Annotated in this window: 8 protein-coding genes; 4 read left to right on the top strand and 4 right to left on the bottom strand. The window is 41.1% G+C overall.

The features are described 5' to 3' along the window. Positions 1 to 507: 507 nt before the first annotated feature. Positions 508 to 2622 (bottom strand): CRTAC1 family protein, encoded by a 2115-nt coding sequence (locus MKO06_RS04220; RefSeq protein WP_241549412.1) that lies wholly within the window; start codon positions 2620 to 2622, stop codon positions 508 to 510. A 413-nt stretch (positions 2623 to 3035) separates the two neighbouring features. On the opposite strand from MKO06_RS04220, the gene MKO06_RS04225 reads away from it, so the two are divergent. The 4 genes from MKO06_RS04225 (at position 3036) to MKO06_RS04240 (ending at position 10593) form a co-directional block, all read left to right on the top strand. After that, complete coding sequence (locus MKO06_RS04225; protein ID WP_241549413.1) at positions 3036 to 4529, top strand: vanadium-dependent haloperoxidase; 1494 nt, start codon at positions 3036 to 3038, stop codon at positions 4527 to 4529. A gap of 281 nt (positions 4530 to 4810) precedes the next feature. Beyond that, on the top strand, positions 4811 to 7300 hold the full coding sequence (locus tag MKO06_RS04230) for a glycoside hydrolase family 9 protein (RefSeq protein WP_241549414.1): 2490 nt from the start codon (positions 4811 to 4813) through the stop codon (positions 7298 to 7300). A 17-nt stretch (positions 7301 to 7317) separates the two neighbouring features. Beyond that, complete coding sequence (locus tag MKO06_RS04235) at positions 7318 to 9804, top strand: glycoside hydrolase family 9 protein (RefSeq protein ID WP_241549415.1); 2487 nt, start codon at positions 7318 to 7320, stop codon at positions 9802 to 9804. A gap of 18 nt (positions 9805 to 9822) precedes the next feature. Further along, positions 9823 to 10593: a ThuA domain-containing protein gene (locus MKO06_RS04240; RefSeq protein WP_241549416.1), complete on the top strand. Its 771-nt coding sequence runs from the start codon at positions 9823 to 9825 to the stop codon at positions 10591 to 10593. A gap of 158 nt (positions 10594 to 10751) precedes the next feature. Here MKO06_RS04240 and MKO06_RS04245 read toward each other — a convergent pair whose 3' ends face one another. The 3 genes from MKO06_RS04245 to MKO06_RS04255 form a co-directional block, all read right to left on the bottom strand. Further along, complete coding sequence (locus MKO06_RS04245; RefSeq protein WP_241549417.1) at positions 10752 to 12212, bottom strand: RagB/SusD family nutrient uptake outer membrane protein; 1461 nt, start codon at positions 12210 to 12212, stop codon at positions 10752 to 10754. An 11-nt stretch (positions 12213 to 12223) separates the two neighbouring features. After that, positions 12224 to 15247 carry a SusC/RagA family TonB-linked outer membrane protein gene (locus tag MKO06_RS04250; RefSeq protein ID WP_241549418.1) on the bottom strand — a complete coding sequence of 1008 codons (3024 nt, stop codon included), beginning with the start codon at positions 15245 to 15247 and terminating at the stop codon, positions 12224 to 12226. A 127-nt stretch (positions 15248 to 15374) separates the two neighbouring features. Next, the gene (locus tag MKO06_RS04255; protein WP_241549419.1) at positions 15375 to 18734 is read right to left on the bottom strand and encodes a CRTAC1 family protein; all 3360 of its coding nucleotides are present in this window, start codon (positions 18732 to 18734) and stop codon (positions 15375 to 15377) included. Between the last annotated feature and the right edge of the window lie 96 nt (positions 18735 to 18830).

Here is an 18830-nt window from a genome sequence, read left to right on the forward strand (position 1 = left end):
CTACCATTCTGGAACCTATTCCCAATTCCTGGATAACACATGATTTTACATCTTTCGAAATAATTAAATATACCGGACCTTCATTTTATGTGTAACCAGCCTATATAATGATACTATCAGTTGCAAGCCTTATCATTTTTAAACCTGCACGCAATCGATTGTGTTCAGTGATGCGAAAAAAGGCCATTCTATCCTGAAAAGATAAATCAAATTTTGAATTGTAACAAATACACTTAATAAAATAACCCAAATAAATTAAAGTATTTCAAATTTTACAAATATTAAATTGCATTTTATTTAATATATATCCTAATTTTTAAATAAAAACACTTAATCTCGAAATTTTATGTATTGAGGTTTACGCTTCCAGATAGGTACTAACCGGGCCGGGTTCGCATAGAACGCCCTCGCGTTTTTATCTAATTAGAATATTTCTGAGTTATTGAAAGGAAAATGATATACAGGAATAGGAAACCTGCTTAGCCTCGAATAGATCGATCTCGCAGCCTACTGAATTATTTCAGGTTCAGGATCGCCCTCGGTTATCTCATAAAACGAATTTAACTGTAATCCTTCAAATTCCTGGATGTTCCCGCTGCCTGCCCAGGTGATTATTAGCTTCTGAATTTCCGAAGCCTGGCCTAAGCCCATTTCAGCTCTTAAAGTAGAACCACCAAAACTGCCCCCTGAACTAACGGTATGAAAAAAAGATTGTTCCTTACCACCATCAAGCACAATAACCTCTATTTTACTTCCTATAGCTGCACGGTTAGCCCTGGTGCCTATTAATTTTATTGTAATCCAATTATTCACATCCTGATACGGATTCTCATATAATGAATTAAAAAAAATATCACCTTCATAAGCCCCGCCCATTACCACGTGAATATCCTGGTCGCCATCATTATCAATATCAGCAAATGAAACGGCATGACCTTTTTGTATATGGCCAAATCCTCCTGCAGTAGTAACATCCTGAAATTTTTCCCCATTGTTATTTCTGAACACCTTGTTCGGGATGATAGATTCAAAACTTACCTCTCCCGTACTAAGGTATATATCCGGGAAACCGTCATTATCCAGGTCGCCGTAATTGGCCCCCATCGCATAACCAATTCTATCCAGACCCACCTCTGCTGTAACATCGGTAAAGACGCCATTATTGTTTTGAAATAACCTCATGGTTTCTGCCTTATGAGGTTCTCCTAAATATTCCCTTACAATATCAGGAACTATAGTATAGAAGCCACTGCGTTTATAACCGGCAACAAATATATCAGGCCAGCCATCATTATTGTAGTCAAAAGACCAGGTAGGAAAACTCGAAAATTCCTCTCCCAGGCCTTTTAGCGAACTACTTTCCTTAAAACTTATATCCCCGTTTTCGTCCGGGCCCTCATTTATGAATAAAAGATTTTTCCTGGTATGCAACGTAGAAACATACAGGTCCATCCAGCCATCATTATTGTAATCTCCGCTTGTAACTCCCTTTACATAATAAGGTTGCTCCTCACTGCTTACAGAGAGACCCGCGCTTGAAGTTTGATTAGAGAAGGTACCGTCACCGTTATTCTTAAAGTATTCGCTGGGGTTAACATGACTTTCCTCAGCCTCATTACCAACAAAAAGATCAACCCATCCGTCGTTATCAAAATCGGCCCAAACCGCTGTTTGTGTAGGATAAAAAGACAACAGGCCTGCTTCTATGGTAACATCGGTAAAAGTATTGTCGCCATTATTGTGCAATAATGAGTTTGGGTGCCTGCCAAGTGGACCCATCCAGGCCCCTCTCAAAATAAAAACATCCAGAAAACCATCATTATCATAATCGGCCTGTATCATATTCAAGCCCCCTTTTACCAGATCAAGACCTGCCTCAACGGTTTTTTCCTCAAAGTTACCTTTCCCATCATTGATGAAATAATTTAATTTACCCGATGGGAACCAGCTGGAAACCAGTATATCTAAATGTCCATCATTATTAAAATCATCTACTATACCACCTCCCGATAGATCATTAACGTTCACTCCCAGTTTAGGAGCAATGTCTTCAAACTTCTTTAATGGGTATTCTGATTCAAAAACATGTTCCGGGATGAGCCACTTTTCGGGAACGGAATCGGGATATTCCCCAAGTGTCATATAAGCTACGTTCAAAAGCCAACGACTATTATAATCATGTGAATCCCGTTCCAGGAATTCCTGGTAAAGATCTATAGCTTTTCGGGAGCCTTCAGGTACCTGATGATAGCCTTCTGGCTCGATAGGAATAATACAGGAGGCTGAAGCCTTATGATGGTGTATACAGTTTTGTTGCTCTCCAAGTCGCATATAAGCCAATGCCAAAAGCCGACCAATCTCTTCTTCCTCCTGAAAGCTAAGTTTATAGCGCAAAAGACCATTCATGCTTTTCTGCCGCAATACCTTGAGAACTTCAATAGCTTCTTTTGTTCTTCCTGAGTAAAGCAGGTCATGAGCTTTTTTTAATACGAATTTTTCCTTTTGATTTTCAGGTGCTACCCTCGAGATACTGTCAAAATATTTAATCCTGAGAGAAGAGGCATAATGATTGGCGGGAATATAAAATTGCTCCCTGGAGGTCTCCCTTATTATTTCGCTCATAGACTTTTGCTTTTGTTCACATGAAACAAATAACAGGCAAAGCCCTAGCATATAAATAACCTTATTAAAGCAGAACACTATAAAATTCAATATTAGGTAAATGTAATGACTAAATATACTTCTTATAATAACTTAAAAATTTAAGCTCTGATAATTTAAATTCTAAAAAGCTGAAACTTATGTAAAATAAAAAATCAGATCTAAACAGGTAATCGAACAATCTACCATTATAAAAAATAAAGACCTAAGGAGCACATGAGACTTTCAGTTTAGTAACTTCTGCTGAATTCTATGAACAATTATAAATATATCCATGTAAAATAAATTCTTCATTTTAACATTTTTTTTTAATTTTCCTAATCTTAAAAATCAAGAGGAATTTAATTTCTATCAACCAGACTAAGCTTCCTATTATGAAAAAAATCTTTCTCCAGTTAATTATTTGTTGCCTTTTATTAAATAGTCAGTTTAACTATGCACAGTCGACCTCGGAAGCAAATGAACCTGCCGGAAAGAATAATATAGCCTATAAATGGGCGCAGATTGCCCTGGAAGCCACTGCGAATGATACTGAAAAGTTCAATCCACGACCCACTATCACCTCGAGATTTCTCGCCCTGATATTTGTCTCGGTATTTGATGCCTGGTCAAGGTACGACGAATTAGCAAGTCCCGTGTACCTTTCGGAAGTTGACCGGCGACCTGAACAGGAACGAACGCTTAGCAATAAGGAAATCGCCATTAGTTATGCGGCATATAGGGCTATGAACGAATATTATTTCTCCGATAAGGAACTTTTTACTAGTTTCATGGAAGAGCTTGGTTTAGATCCTGATAATACATCTCTTGATCCTACTACCCCGGAGGGAATAGGAAATCTTGCTGCAAAAGCCGTTATCGAGGCACGAAAAGGCGATGGCGCTAACCAGTATGCCGAAGAAAACGGGTCTAATGGCAAGGCATATTTCGATTATACCGGCTATAAACCTGTAAATCCGGTAGACAGTAATAATGATCCCAATAGATGGCAACCAAAATATTTTTCAGACGGTCAGGGAGGACGATTCGCTCCGGCCTGTCTTACTCCATTCTGGGACCGCGTAGAACCAATTTCACTGCAATCGGGTGATCAGTTCAGGCCGGGTCCACCGCCTATGATGGGATCAGAACAATTAAAACTTGAGGTTGAGGAGGTAGTGGAAATGCAGGCCAATTTAACCGATTATGAGAAAGCCCTGGTTGAGTTCATGCGAGATGGACCGCAATCGGTTCAGCAGGCCGGACACTGGTTAAAATTTGCTCAGGACGTTTCAGTTAGAGATAATCACACCTTAGACCAGGATGTTAAAATGTATTTTTATAACCAGGTTGTAGCGATGGATGCCTTTATCGCTTGCTGGGATTCGAAGATGCATTATGATTTTGCCAGGCCCTTTGCCCTTGTTCATGAACATTTTGCCGACAAAAAAATTAAAGGCTGGGGTGGAGCAGGTAAGGGTATGATAGAAATGGAAGGAATAGAGTGGAGACCCTACTCTCCTGATACATTCTTATGTCCGCCATTCCCAAGTTATGTTTCAGGTCATAGTACTATTAGCGGTGGTTGTGCTGAAGCATTAAGATTATGGACCGGAAGCGATGAATTTGGATCTGAAGCGACCATGGTGGCAGGTGCCCTAACCGAACCAGAAAATACCGGAGACACCATCACCCTTAAATTCCCAACCTTCACCGAAACAGGAGAAATGGCCGGAATTTCAAGAGTATTGGGAGGTTATCACATACAGGCTGATAATATCGAGGGATTAGAGTTAGGCAGAAAAGTGGCCCGCGAAGCCTGGAAATTCTATCTGAAACATACTGGTGAGGAAGACGGGGTACGACACACTTCAACTTTAAAAAATTAAGTATACATAAATATCTTTCTTATTACCCGATGGCATACTTGAGGTGGCCATCGGGTATTTTTTTCCGCTTTAATTTCAATTTGTCTATTGACTTGCTTCAAATTATTGAAAGCTAAACCTTATTATTTCTGAAATACAACCTATACTATTTCAACAAAGAATTCCTAAAATTTTCTGATCTAAATTATAAGATCCACATTTAGACAGGGGCTTATCTCAATTATTTACAATTATATTTAAAATATTGTATATTAGTCATATCGACCATAAGCCAACTAATTATGAAATTTCTACTTCGCTTAGGCGCCTTAGCCTGCTTGATGATTATTCCTGAAATCAGCTATTCCCAGGACTCCACCCAGGTTTTTAAGATCAATGATCTTGAATATTTAGAAATGCGTGGTGCCAATGTTATGCTGGCCCATGATTTTTACCCGGAAAGTCACCAGGGCGGCGTGGGAATTATACAAAATGGTATTCGCGTTGCCACCAACGGAGATCTAAGATTGGAACAGGCTCCGGGCCAGTGGCAGCCGGTTCCAAAAGTAAGTGAACGAAAGGTTGACCGGAAGAACCAGGTTATAAGTGTTCAAATGAGCTATCCTGATGAATCTAAAGATCGCAAAGGCTTTAACCCCATCATTTACCCAGACCTTGAATTCACCTATAATCTGAAAATAATACCCCAGGGAAAATCCTTCAAGATAGTTGTTGACCTGGATGAACCTCTACCAGAAGAATGGGTTGGAAGAGTGGGGATGAATATTGAACTGTTCCCCGGTATACTATTCGGCAAATCCTATTATATGGATGAGCAGTTCGGGATTTTTAACCGCCAGGCTAATGGCCCGGGTGGAGCTTCTGAACATGGCATCTATGAACTTGAGCCAATGGCTACCGGTAAAGAACTGGTGATCGCTCCTGAAGAACCATCCCAGACTCTCATCATCAAGAACCTTAAAAATAATGACCTGAAGCTTCTGGATGGCCGGGCCCAACATAGCAACGGCTGGTTTATAGTACATTCGTTAGTGCCGGGAGGAGAGACCGAGGCTGCTATAGAATGGCTGGTAACGCCAAATGTAATTGAAGATTTCACTTACAGTCCTGTGGTACAGGTATCCCAGGTAGGTTATCACCCAAAACAAAAGAAGATCGCCCATATCGAAACAGGAAAATATGATAATGACCTGCAAAAAGCAACTCTTTACAGGGTAGATACAAAAGGAGGATTAAGCGAAGTAAAATCTGAAATTCCTTCAGAATGGGGAAAGTTCTTAAGATACAACTACTATCAGCTGGATTTTTCTGAAATAGAGGAACCGGGAATGTACGTGGTCAAATACAAGGATTTTACTACCAGGCCGTTTCAAATTAGCCGCGATGTTTATAAAAGAAATGTCTGGCAGCCAACCCTTGAATATTTTCTGCCTGTACAGATGTGCCATATGCGGGTAAATGACCGATACAAAGTATGGCACGGCCTCTGCCACATGGATGATGCGCGAATGGCCCCGGTAGACCACAATCACTTTGACGGTTATATCCAGGGTTCTGAAACCTTAACCGATTTTGAACCGGGAGAACATGTACCGGGGATCAATATTGGAGGCTGGCATGACGCAGGAGACTATGACCTACGGGTAGAATCCCAGGCGGCCACCGTTCAGGGTCTGTCACAGATCTATGAGATCTTTGAGGTGAACTACGATAACACCAGCATTGACCAGGAAACCCGGATCGTGGAAATTCTCCAGCCCGATGGCAAGGAAGATATTCTTCAGCAAATTGAACACGGAGTATTATCCATTGCTGGAGGTTACCAGTCTTTAGGCCGATTTTACCGGGGAATTATTGTCCCTACCAAAAGGCAATATATTTTGTTGGGAGATGCTTCTACACATTCAGATAACGAGATCTTTTCCAACAAGGAGGAAGATGAGAACATACCTGTTGGCCTGGAAGGCGCTCCAGATGACCGTTGGGTTTTTACTGAAGAGAACACAAATAGAGAATTGAGTACGGCAGCAGCCCTGGCCACTGCAGCAAGAGTTCTGGCCGACTATAATCCAGAACTTTCTTCCGAATGCCTTCAGATCGCAAAAGAGGTTTGGGAGATTACCGAGGTGGATTCGCCAGGAGCTAAAACTGAACTGGCCGTTGAGTTATTCCTTACCACCCGAGACAGCAAATATTCAGACTTTCTGGTGGAGCATACCGAAGCTATCGCAGCTAATATCAGTAATACCGGGTGGATAGTAGGGCCGGCCCTTAAGTATATAGACAACCCGGAATTTAAAGGGCGAATCACACAGGCGGTAAAAGATTATTCGTCAGAAATTCAAAAACTTGGAGAAAAAACACCTTATGGTATCCCTTACGAGCCTAATATCTGGGGTGCTGGCTGGGGAATTCAGAATTTTGGGATGAAGCAGTACTTTTTGCATACCAGCTATCCTGAAATTTTCTCCTATGAATATTTACTTAACGCCTTAAATTTCATACTTGGAGCACATCCTGGTGTGAACACCTCCTCCTTTGCTTCTGGAGTGGGCTCCAGATCCCTTACCCAGGCCTACGGCATTAACCGGGGAGATTTCTCATTTATACCCGGGGGTATAGGTTCAGGAACAGCCCTCATACGACCTGATTTTCCTGAGCTCCTGGAATGGCCATTTCTCTGGCAACAAACCGAGTATGTCCTGGGAGGCGGAACAACCGATTATATCTTCCTGGTCCTGGCTGCAGATGAGCTTCTGAACAAAAACTAATATTGATTTTTCATACTATGAAACATAGATTAAAATTACTCCCGATAAGCCTGATCTTATTGCTTTTTACGCTTAATTTCCATGCCCAGGAAAACAATCTGGAACTGAATGAAGCTGAATATTTTGAAGCTCCGGGTGTCAATATTCTAGCTTTCAGCAACTGGTATAACGGCCTGTTTAGCGATTCCAAAATAAGCGGGATAGAGATCATTCAACAAGGGGTACGAACAGCAACCAACGGGGACGTTCGACTTCATTCCACTCCGGAACAATGGGATGATATTCCTACCTTTTCTGAAAGGAAAGTTGATGTTGAAAATAACAGTATTGATACTTACCAGCATTACCCCGAATTCGATTTTGAGTATATGATACGCGCCAGGGCCGAAGGCAGGAATCTTTACCTGAGCGTTCACCTTGAAAAACCCTTACCTGAAGAACTCAAGGGCCGTGCAGGCCTGAACCTGGAATTCTTACCTTCAGCCTACTGGGAAAAAACCTATTATATGGATGAAGAACCGGGCATTTTCCCTTTATATCCTGCCGATGAAATGCTGAAAAACGACCAGGCCGTAACAGCTCCAAAGGCCATCTCATCGGGTAACAGACTCGTTCTCGCTCCTGATGATAAGTCGAGAATGGTAGATATACAATCTATGGATCAAAACCTGATGCTATTCGACGGGCGCAATAAAGCTCAAAACGGTTGGTACGTGGTTCGAAGTTTATTACCAGGAAATAGAACGGGTAAGGTACTGGAATGGAAAGTCACGGTTAACAGCACAGTTGGTTGGACAAGGAAACCTGTCATTGCTCATTCCCAGGTAGGATACCACCCAAAACAGCAAAAAGTGGCCGTTATCGAATTAGATAGGAATGATAAAATAGCTTCAGAAATTGAATTGCAAAGAATAAACAGATCAGGTGAACGCGAGACCGTGATTTCTGGGAAACCTGAAAGATGGGGTGAATTCACCCGCTACCAGTATTATAAATTTGATTTTTCAGGTGCTACCGATTCAGGATTATATAGCATAAAATATGGAGATGTGGTTTCTGACCCATTCCCAATTGATACGGAAGTCTACAACGAAGCCTGGCATCCAACCAACGATATCTTCTTTCCTGTGCAAATGGATCATATGATTGTTAATGAAGCTTATAGGGTTTGGCATGGCGCCTCACACCTGGACGATGCACTCCAGGCTCCCGTTTCTACTGAACATTTTGACCTGTACGCACAGGGCCCAACTACAGATACTCCTTATAGCCCGGGGGAACACATTCCCGGCCTTAATGTTGGTGGCTGGTATGACGCTGGAGATTATGACATAAGAACCCAGACCCAGTATCACGTTGTTAACAATCTTGTTCATGCTTATGAAGATTTTAATCTCAACCGGGACCAGACCCTTGTAGACTATGAAGCTAAATATGTAGATATTCATAACCCTGACGGTAAACCTGATGTGCTTCAACAAATTCAGCATGGCACTCTTGCCCTGGTGGCTCAGTTCGATGCAGTAGGCCATGCCATCCCAGGTATCATTGTACCAGATATTTCCCAGTATACTCACCTTGGTGATGGCCTCACTATGACTGATAATTTAATTTACGATAAAGAACTGGGAGAGCTGGAGGTAAAAGGCAACCGAAGTGGCAAGTTTGACGATCGCTGGGCCTTCACCAGTAAATCCTCGGCACTGAATTACGGTTCTATCGCGGCCCTGGCTGCGGCCAGCAGGGTTCTGGGCTCCATCAACGACACGCTTGCTGAGAAAAGCCTGAAAATTGCCAGGAAGGTTTGGGAGGATGAACAGTCCAGCGAACCCTCATTATTCCGGCATGGCAATACTACGGGTGGAGATCTGAATCAGGAAGAATTTAAAGCTGCCGTAGAACTTCTAATAAGCACCCGGGAGAATACCTATGCCAGAAGAATAGAAGAACTCTGGCCAAAAATTGATTCAAATTTTGCAGCTTACGCCCAGGGTGCAATTCGAATTTATGATCTCATGAGTACGGATTTTCAGGATAAACTCAAAAACAGGGCCTTACAATACAAGGAGGAAATAAAAACGTTCAAGGAAGATAATCCATTTGGAGTCCCCATCGGTCGTGGTGGCTGGGCAGGTAATGGCCAGGTCATCAATTTTGGAATTACCAATTACCTGCTTCACAAAAAATTTCCAGAAATCATCGATGAGAATGAGGTATTCCAAAGCCTGAACTATATTTATGGAACGCATCCCGATTCTTCAATTTCATTCGTATCGGGAGTTGGTACAAGGTCTAAAAAGGTTGCCTATGGAATGAACAGGGCCGATTTTTCTTTTATTTCTGGTGGTATCGTTCCAGGTATTCTTATACTTAAACCAGATTTTCCTGAAAACAAGGAAGACTGGCCATTTCTATGGGGAGAGAATGAATATGTTGTGAATGTTGGCGCCAGCTATATTTACCTGGTGAATGCGGTGAACAGCCTTTTGGAAGAAGTTGAATAGTCACTAAAAAATAATAAGATGCGCAATAATAAAAAATACATCCTAATGGTCTTTAGTTTATTTTTCACATGGTTTCATTATTCCCAGGAACAGTTCAAAGCACTCTTATTTACTAAGACCGCTGGCTGGCATCACGAATCTATACATGAAGGAGTAACGGCAATTAGAGAATTATCTCAAAAGCATAATTTCGAGGTTCAGTGGCATGAAGACGCGTCCAGGATAAATGATAATTTCCTGAAACAATTCCAGGTGATCATTTTTCTGAACACCACCGGGGATATCCTGAATGAACAGCAACAACAAGCCTTTGAAAACTTTATACGATCTGGTAAGGGATTTGTAGGAATTCACAGTGCTTCAGATACCGAATACGGTTGGCCGTGGTATAAAAAACTGGTGGGAAGAATGTTCAAGATACATCCCATCCCCCAAACTGCCATGCTTGAGGTTGAAAACGGCAACTTCCCCGGAATGGAGTTTTTACCAGAAAGATTTTTATGGACCGATGAATGGTATGAATTTCAACCCGAAGTTTATTCAGAAGATCTAAATATTTTGCTGAGCCTTGATGAGACCACCTATGACGTGGAAGCACAATGGGGCGAAAATATTGGTAAAGGGATGGGCGAGCATCCAATTGCCTGGTACCAGGATTTTGACGGAGGAAGATCATTCTATACCGGTTTAGGACATATCCCTGCAGCTTATAAAGATCCTTTATTTCTGAAACACCTTTATGGAGGGATTTACTGGGCTGCAACCGGAAAAGGCATCAAGAAGCCCTAGTCCACTTCTTTTTTGGATTATTAATCCTGAAATACATAAAAGCCCTCATATACTGGCCACCTCCTGAAACGGGCAGCAAGAAGAAAATACCAATTCATTTAACACCATAAAAAAAGCCCTTTTATACAAAAGGGCTTTTTCTAATTAGCATTTATAGATTAAAATCCTGGGTTCTGATCTTCTTGTGAAATAGCCTCGTTAGCCCTGATCTCATCCAATGGAATTGGTAAGAGTTCATTTTTCCCAGCCTGGAAACCGTACTGAGATAAATAATCTGCGGCTAAGCCCCATCTTACAAGGTCATCGAAACGAACCTGCTCTCCGGCAAGCTCTACCATTCGTTCATGAACAATGGCGTCAAATACCTCAGCCTGAGAAAGGCCTGTATTTAGAAGTGGAACTTCTGCACGTTCTCTAACCTCATTGATATAATCAATGGCTTCTGACTGATTTCCAAGTTCATTTGCTGCTTCAGCCATCATAAGAAGAACATCTGCATAACGAATAACTTTAAAATTAATCCCAGAGGCCATATCTTCATTCACATCCTTATAATAGTTCTGATATTTTCTCCATGCCTGAGATCTGTCCAGTGGAAGATCCTCTATAACGCCACCGGCAAAAGTATCACCTTCGAAATAAAAAGACTCATCCAGTCTTATATCACCGTCCTCATATTCCGCAATAAGGGCATCAGACGGGTAAACATTGAACCAGTCATTAAATCCGTATTCCTGTGCACGGAAGGTGACTTCATTAGCACCTTCACCTGAGGAGTTGGAGTTCCAAACGGCAGAATTCCCAAGATCATCATCATAGTTAACCTCAAAAATAGATTCAGGACCAAATTCGGTTTCCTCCTTGAAGTTGTCATAATAATTTTCTTCAAGACTATATTCTCCGTAGATATTATTGAAGGCTTCCAATGCTTCAGCATATTCTTCCTGGAACAGGTGAGCCTTACCTAACAATGCATATGCAGCACCACTGGTAGCTCTTCCATTTTCTGTAGTTCCTCGATCGAACAGGGTTTGTGATGCGTCGCGTAAATCTGTTTCGATCTGAGCGTAAACCTCTGCTTTTGGAGCCCTCGGAAATCCGGTTCCATCTGTTGGCACACTGGTAATAAGCGGCACATCACCAAAACGGCTTACCAGCATGAAATAATATAAGGCTCTCATATATTTTGCTTCACCAACATACTTGGCCTTTAACTCATCGCTTAAACCTACGATTTCATTAATGCGTTCCTGGTTATCTATTACGAAGTTCGCTTTGTTGATTCCTCTATAACAGGAGTCCCAGTACCAGCTGATAGGTGGGTGACTGGCATCGAAAGAATACTCCAGAAAAGCTCTCTTATCTGCTTCCAATTGCGGATTCCCAGCATTCTCATGAGCCAAATTATCCATCATAAAGAACATGATCCTCGTATACAGGCCTATCGTCTGTAAATTCGCATAAACCGCATTTACTGCCGAGCGCACCTGAGCTTCATTCTTAAAGTATGTTTCTGGTGATAAACCGCTAGGATTGGTAAGCGCGAGTTCATCCTCATTACAACCATCTATAATGAAAATACTAAAGATTGCTAGAAATATATATTTTAATTTTTTCATGATTGTTTTTTTTAAAAGCCTAATTGTAATCCAAATGTGAACGATGTTGGCTGAGGATATAGTCCCCTGTCTATACCAATTCCTGCTGTCCCCTGGAATAATACGTTATCATTACCAATTTCGGGATCCAGACCAGAATAATCTGTTACCGTGATCAAATTTTGGCCACTTAAATAGATTCTGAAATTATTAATATTATCGCTTATAAATCCTTCTTCAAATGTATATCCAATTGTTAGGTTCTTTAACCTGGTGTAGTCACCGTCTTCAATGAATCTATCTGAAGAATTTAAATTAATAGGTGCTCCAAGGGCGCGAGGTATCGTGTTAGAAGTACCTTCTCCCGTCCATCTGTCTAATACTGCTACTCCACTATTAAACAAACGGGGCATACCTTCAAGGTCATACAGGTTGGTATTGTAGATCTGGTGCCCATAGGCTCCCTGTACAAATAAGTTCAGATCAAAGTTAGCAAAATATGCGCTAAAATTGAATCCCAAATTAACATCTGGATAAGGATTTCCAATTTTTACATAATCCAGGTTATTGATCTCACCATCATTATTTTGGTCTACGAACCTGATATCCCCTGGTTGAATTACATCCTGATCTGGATTGGCTGTGAAAACCTCATCGACTTCGGCCTGATTTTGATAGATCCCGTCAGTCTGCAATCCATAGAAATAGAATAATGGTTCTCCTACCGAAATCCTTTTAAGGTTTTCATTTTCAAAGAAAGCATCAGAAACTGCGGTTAGGTTACCAATTGAAAGCACTTCGTTCCTTGAAGTACCTAAATTAAGATTGGCAGACCAGGTGAAGTCTCCCTCGTAGTCATTAAATCCAAGATCCATTTCAAAACCTTTGGTCTCTACAGATCCAACATTAGAGGCAACAGTAGCCACGTTATATCCTAAACTTTGTGGTAAAGGCAGTTCATAAAGGAGGTCATCACTCCTGTTTTCATAATATTCGAAAGAAGCGGTAAAGGTATTATCCCATAGTCCTAGATCCAAACCTATGTTCTTCATGGTAACTTCCTCCCATTTAAGATTCTGATTTGGAAGACCTTCAGCAGTTGTACCATCTGCAGCAGCTCCACCTATGGGATAGATAAAAGTGGTAACCAGGCTTGAAGAATACCGGTAGTTACCAATAAGATCATTTCCAGTAGTACCCCAGCTTCCTCTCAGTTTTAAATTGTTGAAACTGGAATCCTCCATAAAGGCTTCCTTGGCAATATTCCATCCTGCTGCAACAGACCAGAAATTACCCCATCGATTATTAGCACCAAATCTTGAGGAGGCATCTCGACGGAAGGATCCGGCAAGAATATATTTTTGATCATAATTATAGTTAAGCCTTCCCAGGTAACCTATTCTTCTATATTCTGAAGAAGCCGAACTTAAATTGGACTGGGTGTTCGAAACCTGGTTAACCTCATCACTAATTGGGTTCTGGCTGAAAGCATTTAAACTTTCACTATCTATTCTTTGATCTTCTGCAAGTGCAAGTATTTCAAAATTATGCAACTCATTTATATCAAAGCTATAATTAAGACTGTTGGTAAAGGTTAGCGATTGATTGGTTCCGCTGTTCTTGGTGATCTGAGCAAAGCCAATAGAGTTAGTAGCTCCAATGCTATCGTCATTGTAGGAAGGAATAAAGATATTATTATTGAATTTAAAATAATCAAGACCTACCTGAGTCTTGAAAACCAGGTCTTCAATAATTTCATATTCCGCAAAAAGACTTCCTAAAATAGTGATGTTTTTATTAATGGCGTTGCCCAGGGTTTGTACCCTTACCGGGTTTGCGGCATCCTGTCCATCTACCGGTGAATTAGGCCCCTGGAATCCTCCCAGGTTATCAGGATTATAAACATCCAGATAAGGCGCAGATTTTATAGCATGTTCAATTAGCGAACGTCCTCCATCAGATCTTTCAGGGCTTTGAACACCAAAAGCCACGTTCATGGTCTCTCCGAATCTTAACTTACCATAATTAAAATTACTGTTAGCTCTAAAATTGAAACGTTCAAAACCTGTTTCAATAATGGCTCCTTCCTGATCCAGGTAACCTGCAGAAAATCTATAGTTGCTATTTTCATTACCTCCGGAAAACCCAAGGTTAATATTACGAATTAAGCCGGTTTGAAAAATTTCGTCCTGCCAGTCTGTTTCGTTATTCAGCATATCAGCATATTGAGGATCGGTAAAACGGGCTGGAACAGGATCGGTTATTTCAGTGGCATACTGAATATATTGTTCCGTATTCAGCAAATCATACCTGTTGCTAACAAACTGTACACCGGTGTACGCATCAAGGCTTAACTGAGCCTTTTGTGAAGCTCTACCCGATTTGGTTGTAACCAGCACCACCCCGTTGGCTCCCCTGGAACCATACACAGCAGTCGTTGAAGCATCCTTAAGCACCTGGATATTTTCGATATCATTCGGACTCAAACTTCCAAGACCACCAGCAATAATTCCGTCAATTACATATAAAGGATCATTATTGTTGGGCGTGGTTAAACCTCTAATTCGAACTACCGGGGAATTACCGGGAGCTCCAGAATTAATAACGGTTACACCTGATGCACGACCCTGTAGTGCCTGTTCGGCAGTAGCGACCGGTAAGGCATTGATCTCTTCGGTATCTATAGAAGAAATAGCACCCGTAACTTCAGCCCTGCTTTGTTTACCGTAACCAACCACGACAACATCATCAAGGGATTCAGCACTGGAAACCATATTAACATTAACAACTGAACGACCGTTAACGGCCACTTCCTGAGTCTCATAACTTATGAAACTAAATACCAGAATAGCATCATCGGGTACATTTGCTAATTCATAATTTCCATCAAAATCGGTTGTAGTACCATTAGAAGTCCCTTTCACAAGAACGTTAGCTCCGGGCAATGGTCCTGATTCATCGGTCACTTTTCCGGTAACCGTTTCCTGAGCTGAAGCAAAACCCAAACCTAGGAACAATCCAAAGAAAAGCAATCCTTTCGAAATGTAGTTTTTCATTTTAATAGGCGATAAATTAGTTAGTTAAGTGTAAATCTAACAAATATTATTAATTACGCAATCGATTGAGACTAAAAAAATTAAATATTCTTAATATTTTCAGTCAAAAAAAGTCTAAATAATAATTTTATTCCACCTTCGTTATCAAGTTCTCAGGTTTTGACGTTTTTACGGAAATGAATTGCAATTCATCATTGTTTCTTGCAACCACGATAACCTGCTCTTCTCCCACCTGGAGCCTGGCCATATTCTTGACATCGCCCTGGGCAAAAAATCCGCTTTTCAATGGATCTATTGCCTGAAAGCCTCCTTTTCCGTCCCCTTTCAAAAAGGATCCGTATCCGGAATCATTCCGCGGGGTTTCTACCTCAGACCAGAACAGGTTTCCGGCGACTATGGCATCCAGGTTGCCATCATTATCATAGTCTTCTATTAAAATATCATTGATACAGGAGATTTGCGCCTGCCTTGGTAATTCGTGTAAAACAAAACGGCCATCCCTATTCTCCATATATACACTTGCAAAGGATTTTACCTGATAGTGCAGGGCATTTTCCAGTTCTTTTTCGGTATATACATCTGCAAGGGTAGCGGTGGAAAATGATTCATAATCAGGGAATTTTTGTTTGATACCAGGCATTTGCTGCGAAGAACACTCTCTTCCCCTCACCGGATATTTTTCTCCGTCGTTATAATAACTCAGAACAATGTCACCCTGTTGGTTATCATCGAAGTCGTTAAAGTAAATATCGAAGGTTTGTTCTGGTGTGGCCTTATACTTATAATTGAGTCCAAGATTACCTACGATGTAATCCATGTCTCCATCGTTATCAAAATCGGCCTGTTCAATACTCCACCACCATCCGGTCGTATCCTGGCCAATCCCCATATCTTCAGAAACATTGGAAAGTTTCCCCTGCTTATTGTTGAAAACCGTAATAGGCATCCATTCTCCAACCACAATTAGATCATTCCAGCCATCATTATCAAAGTCGGTAACCAATGCATCTGTGGCCATACCCAATTTTTCAAATTCAGGAAGTACTTTTTTAGTAACATCAATATACTTTAGCTTACCCTGGTTCATTTGTCTTTTAAGTATATAAGAAGAGGCCGGCGAAGGATAATTGCCCGGAACCAATCTACCCAGAACAACTAATTCTTCGATACCATCCTTATCAAAATCAGCAGTAAGAACTTTTGATCCGGAGGTTCTCATTTCGGGTAAGACATTGCTGGATTTGTAGAAGTTTCCTTTTCCATCGTTGAGGTAAAGCCTGTCCTGCAACATTTCTGAGCCTGGATTGAATTCATTTCCGCCACTCACCACGTAAAGGTCATTAAACCCATCATCGTTGGCATCATAAATTAATGCACCCACATCTTCGAAGGATTTATCTTCCTCCAGGAAGGCATAATTGGCTTCCCTGAATTCACCCGTATCTGTTTGAAGATAGACTGCTCCTTTATTACCGGCAGATCCCCCCACGAAAAAATCTTCTCTTCCATCAGCATTGAAATCTCCAGTGGCAAGCGCAGGACCGAATGCCGAGGTACGGTGAGGCAGCAGGACCTCCTTTTCAAAGTCGTTATATTCGTTCTCCACATGCCTGTGCGAAGGAAAATTTTCAGATTTATCCTCCACAGTGGTGAAAAGAGTCTGTTTTGGAGGTATTATCTCATTTTGAGGTCTTGCTTCAGATTGTTGAAAGCTAAGAAGCTGATTGACTTGTACGTTTTCTCTTTTTTCTATAGTGCCATCTGGCCAAACCACTTTTACAGATTCGATAATTTCGTTCTTTCCAAGTCCAAAATGCATAATGGGAGAGACCGAAGACTGAAAGCCCCTTGAAAGAGTTAATTCCTGCATTTGCTCCCCGTCTTTGGTGGTAATATAGGCTCTACTTCCAAGGCCAAAGGAGTTATTACCAGCTCCATTTAATTTGATCTTTACAAAATTGTTCTTTTTTGAACTGTTATTTTTAAATAAAACCGCGGGATCATCTATATTATTCAGCAGAATTTCAAGATCTCCATCATTGTCCAGATCGGCATAGGCCACACCATTAGAAAAACCCTTGAACTCGATTCCCCATTTTTCATTCACCGCTTCAAAATTGAGATTACCTTTGTTTTCGAACATAAAATTGTCCAGCTTTTCCGTAGGAATATTTAAACTTCGCTGCAGCATGCTATCCTTAAAGTTCTTGTCTTTCTTAAGTTCATTGAAGTAATCATTGTTATTGATCTCTCTTCTGGAACCATTGGAGACATACAGGTCTTTCTTTCCATCATTGTTAAAATCGGCGAACAAAGGCCCCCAGCTCCAGTCTGTAGAAGAAGTTCCCGTGATCCTGGACATATCACTGAATTTTGGCACACCGTCTTCCATGACCCCGGTATTGGTTTGCATGGTATTCTGCATATATTGGTAATGGAATCCTGCATTAACCGTGCTCCAGAACAAATCGGGATTCATACTGGCCATATTGGCCTTTTTTCTACGGTTATTTTTGGCATCCATGTCTACCTGGTAAATATCCAGGAAGCCGTCATTGTTATAATCGGCAATATCCACTCCCATTCCATAAAAGGCGGTATGCGAGGTTGCTTCTTTCACAACTTCTCTAAAAGTGCCATCGCCATTATTCAGATATAAATAATCAGGCGTACTAAAGTCATTGCTGATATATAGATCTGGCCACCCATCATTGTTTAGATCGGCCACGGTAGCAGATAAGGTAAGCCCGAAACTACTCACTCCGGCTTCTTTGGTCACTTTAGTAAACTTACCTCCATCATTCCTGTACAGGTGGTCACTATCAATGTCCCGGGTATTATTCATCTGGTAGGAATAGTAGAAATTAGGTGCTTTAAAATTGGTAGGCGGGTAGTTGGCTACGTAAAGATCTAGGTCTCCATCCTTATCATAATCAAAGAATGTAGCCTGGACACTGTTTCCGGGGTCGTTGATGCCGTATTTTTCGGCTTCTTCTCTAAAGGTCCCATCACCATTATTGATATATAGTTCGTTATTCTTTGGTGAGAACTTTCCGCCTACCGAACAGTAGATATCCAGGTATCCATCTCCGTTCACATCGGCCATGGTTACCCCGGTATACCATCGATCGTCGCCACTTAAGCCTGCAGCTTCGGTAATATCTTCAAATTTGAGATCTCCTTTGTTCAGATACAGTTTATTGGGAACCATATTCCCGGTAAAAAAAACATCATCAAGACCATCGTTGTTTATATCGCCCACTGCAACTCCTCCTCCCATATAGATGTAGTTGTAAGTGAAATAGTTCAGGCTGTCGTTTTCGGTGAGCCTGTTTTCAAAATCTATTCCGCTTGCCTCTGCAGGAATGCGATCAAAGATTCTGGAATCAACATTTGCCTGGGCATTTCCGTCTACTGAATCCTTGTCGTTACAGGAAAGAAAAAGGATAATATTTAAAAAACTTAGATATTTTAAAAGTGATCTCATTAACTTGAATATTCAATAAAATTAAACGTGTAATTATGGGAGTGTTACCAAATATATTATTAAATGCTCACTTAATCAATCGATTGTGTTAAGGCT

The sequence above is a fragment of the Christiangramia oceanisediminis genome (assembly GCF_022570735.2).
GTDB classification, from domain to species: Bacteria; Bacteroidota; Bacteroidia; order Flavobacteriales; family Flavobacteriaceae; genus Christiangramia; species Christiangramia oceanisediminis.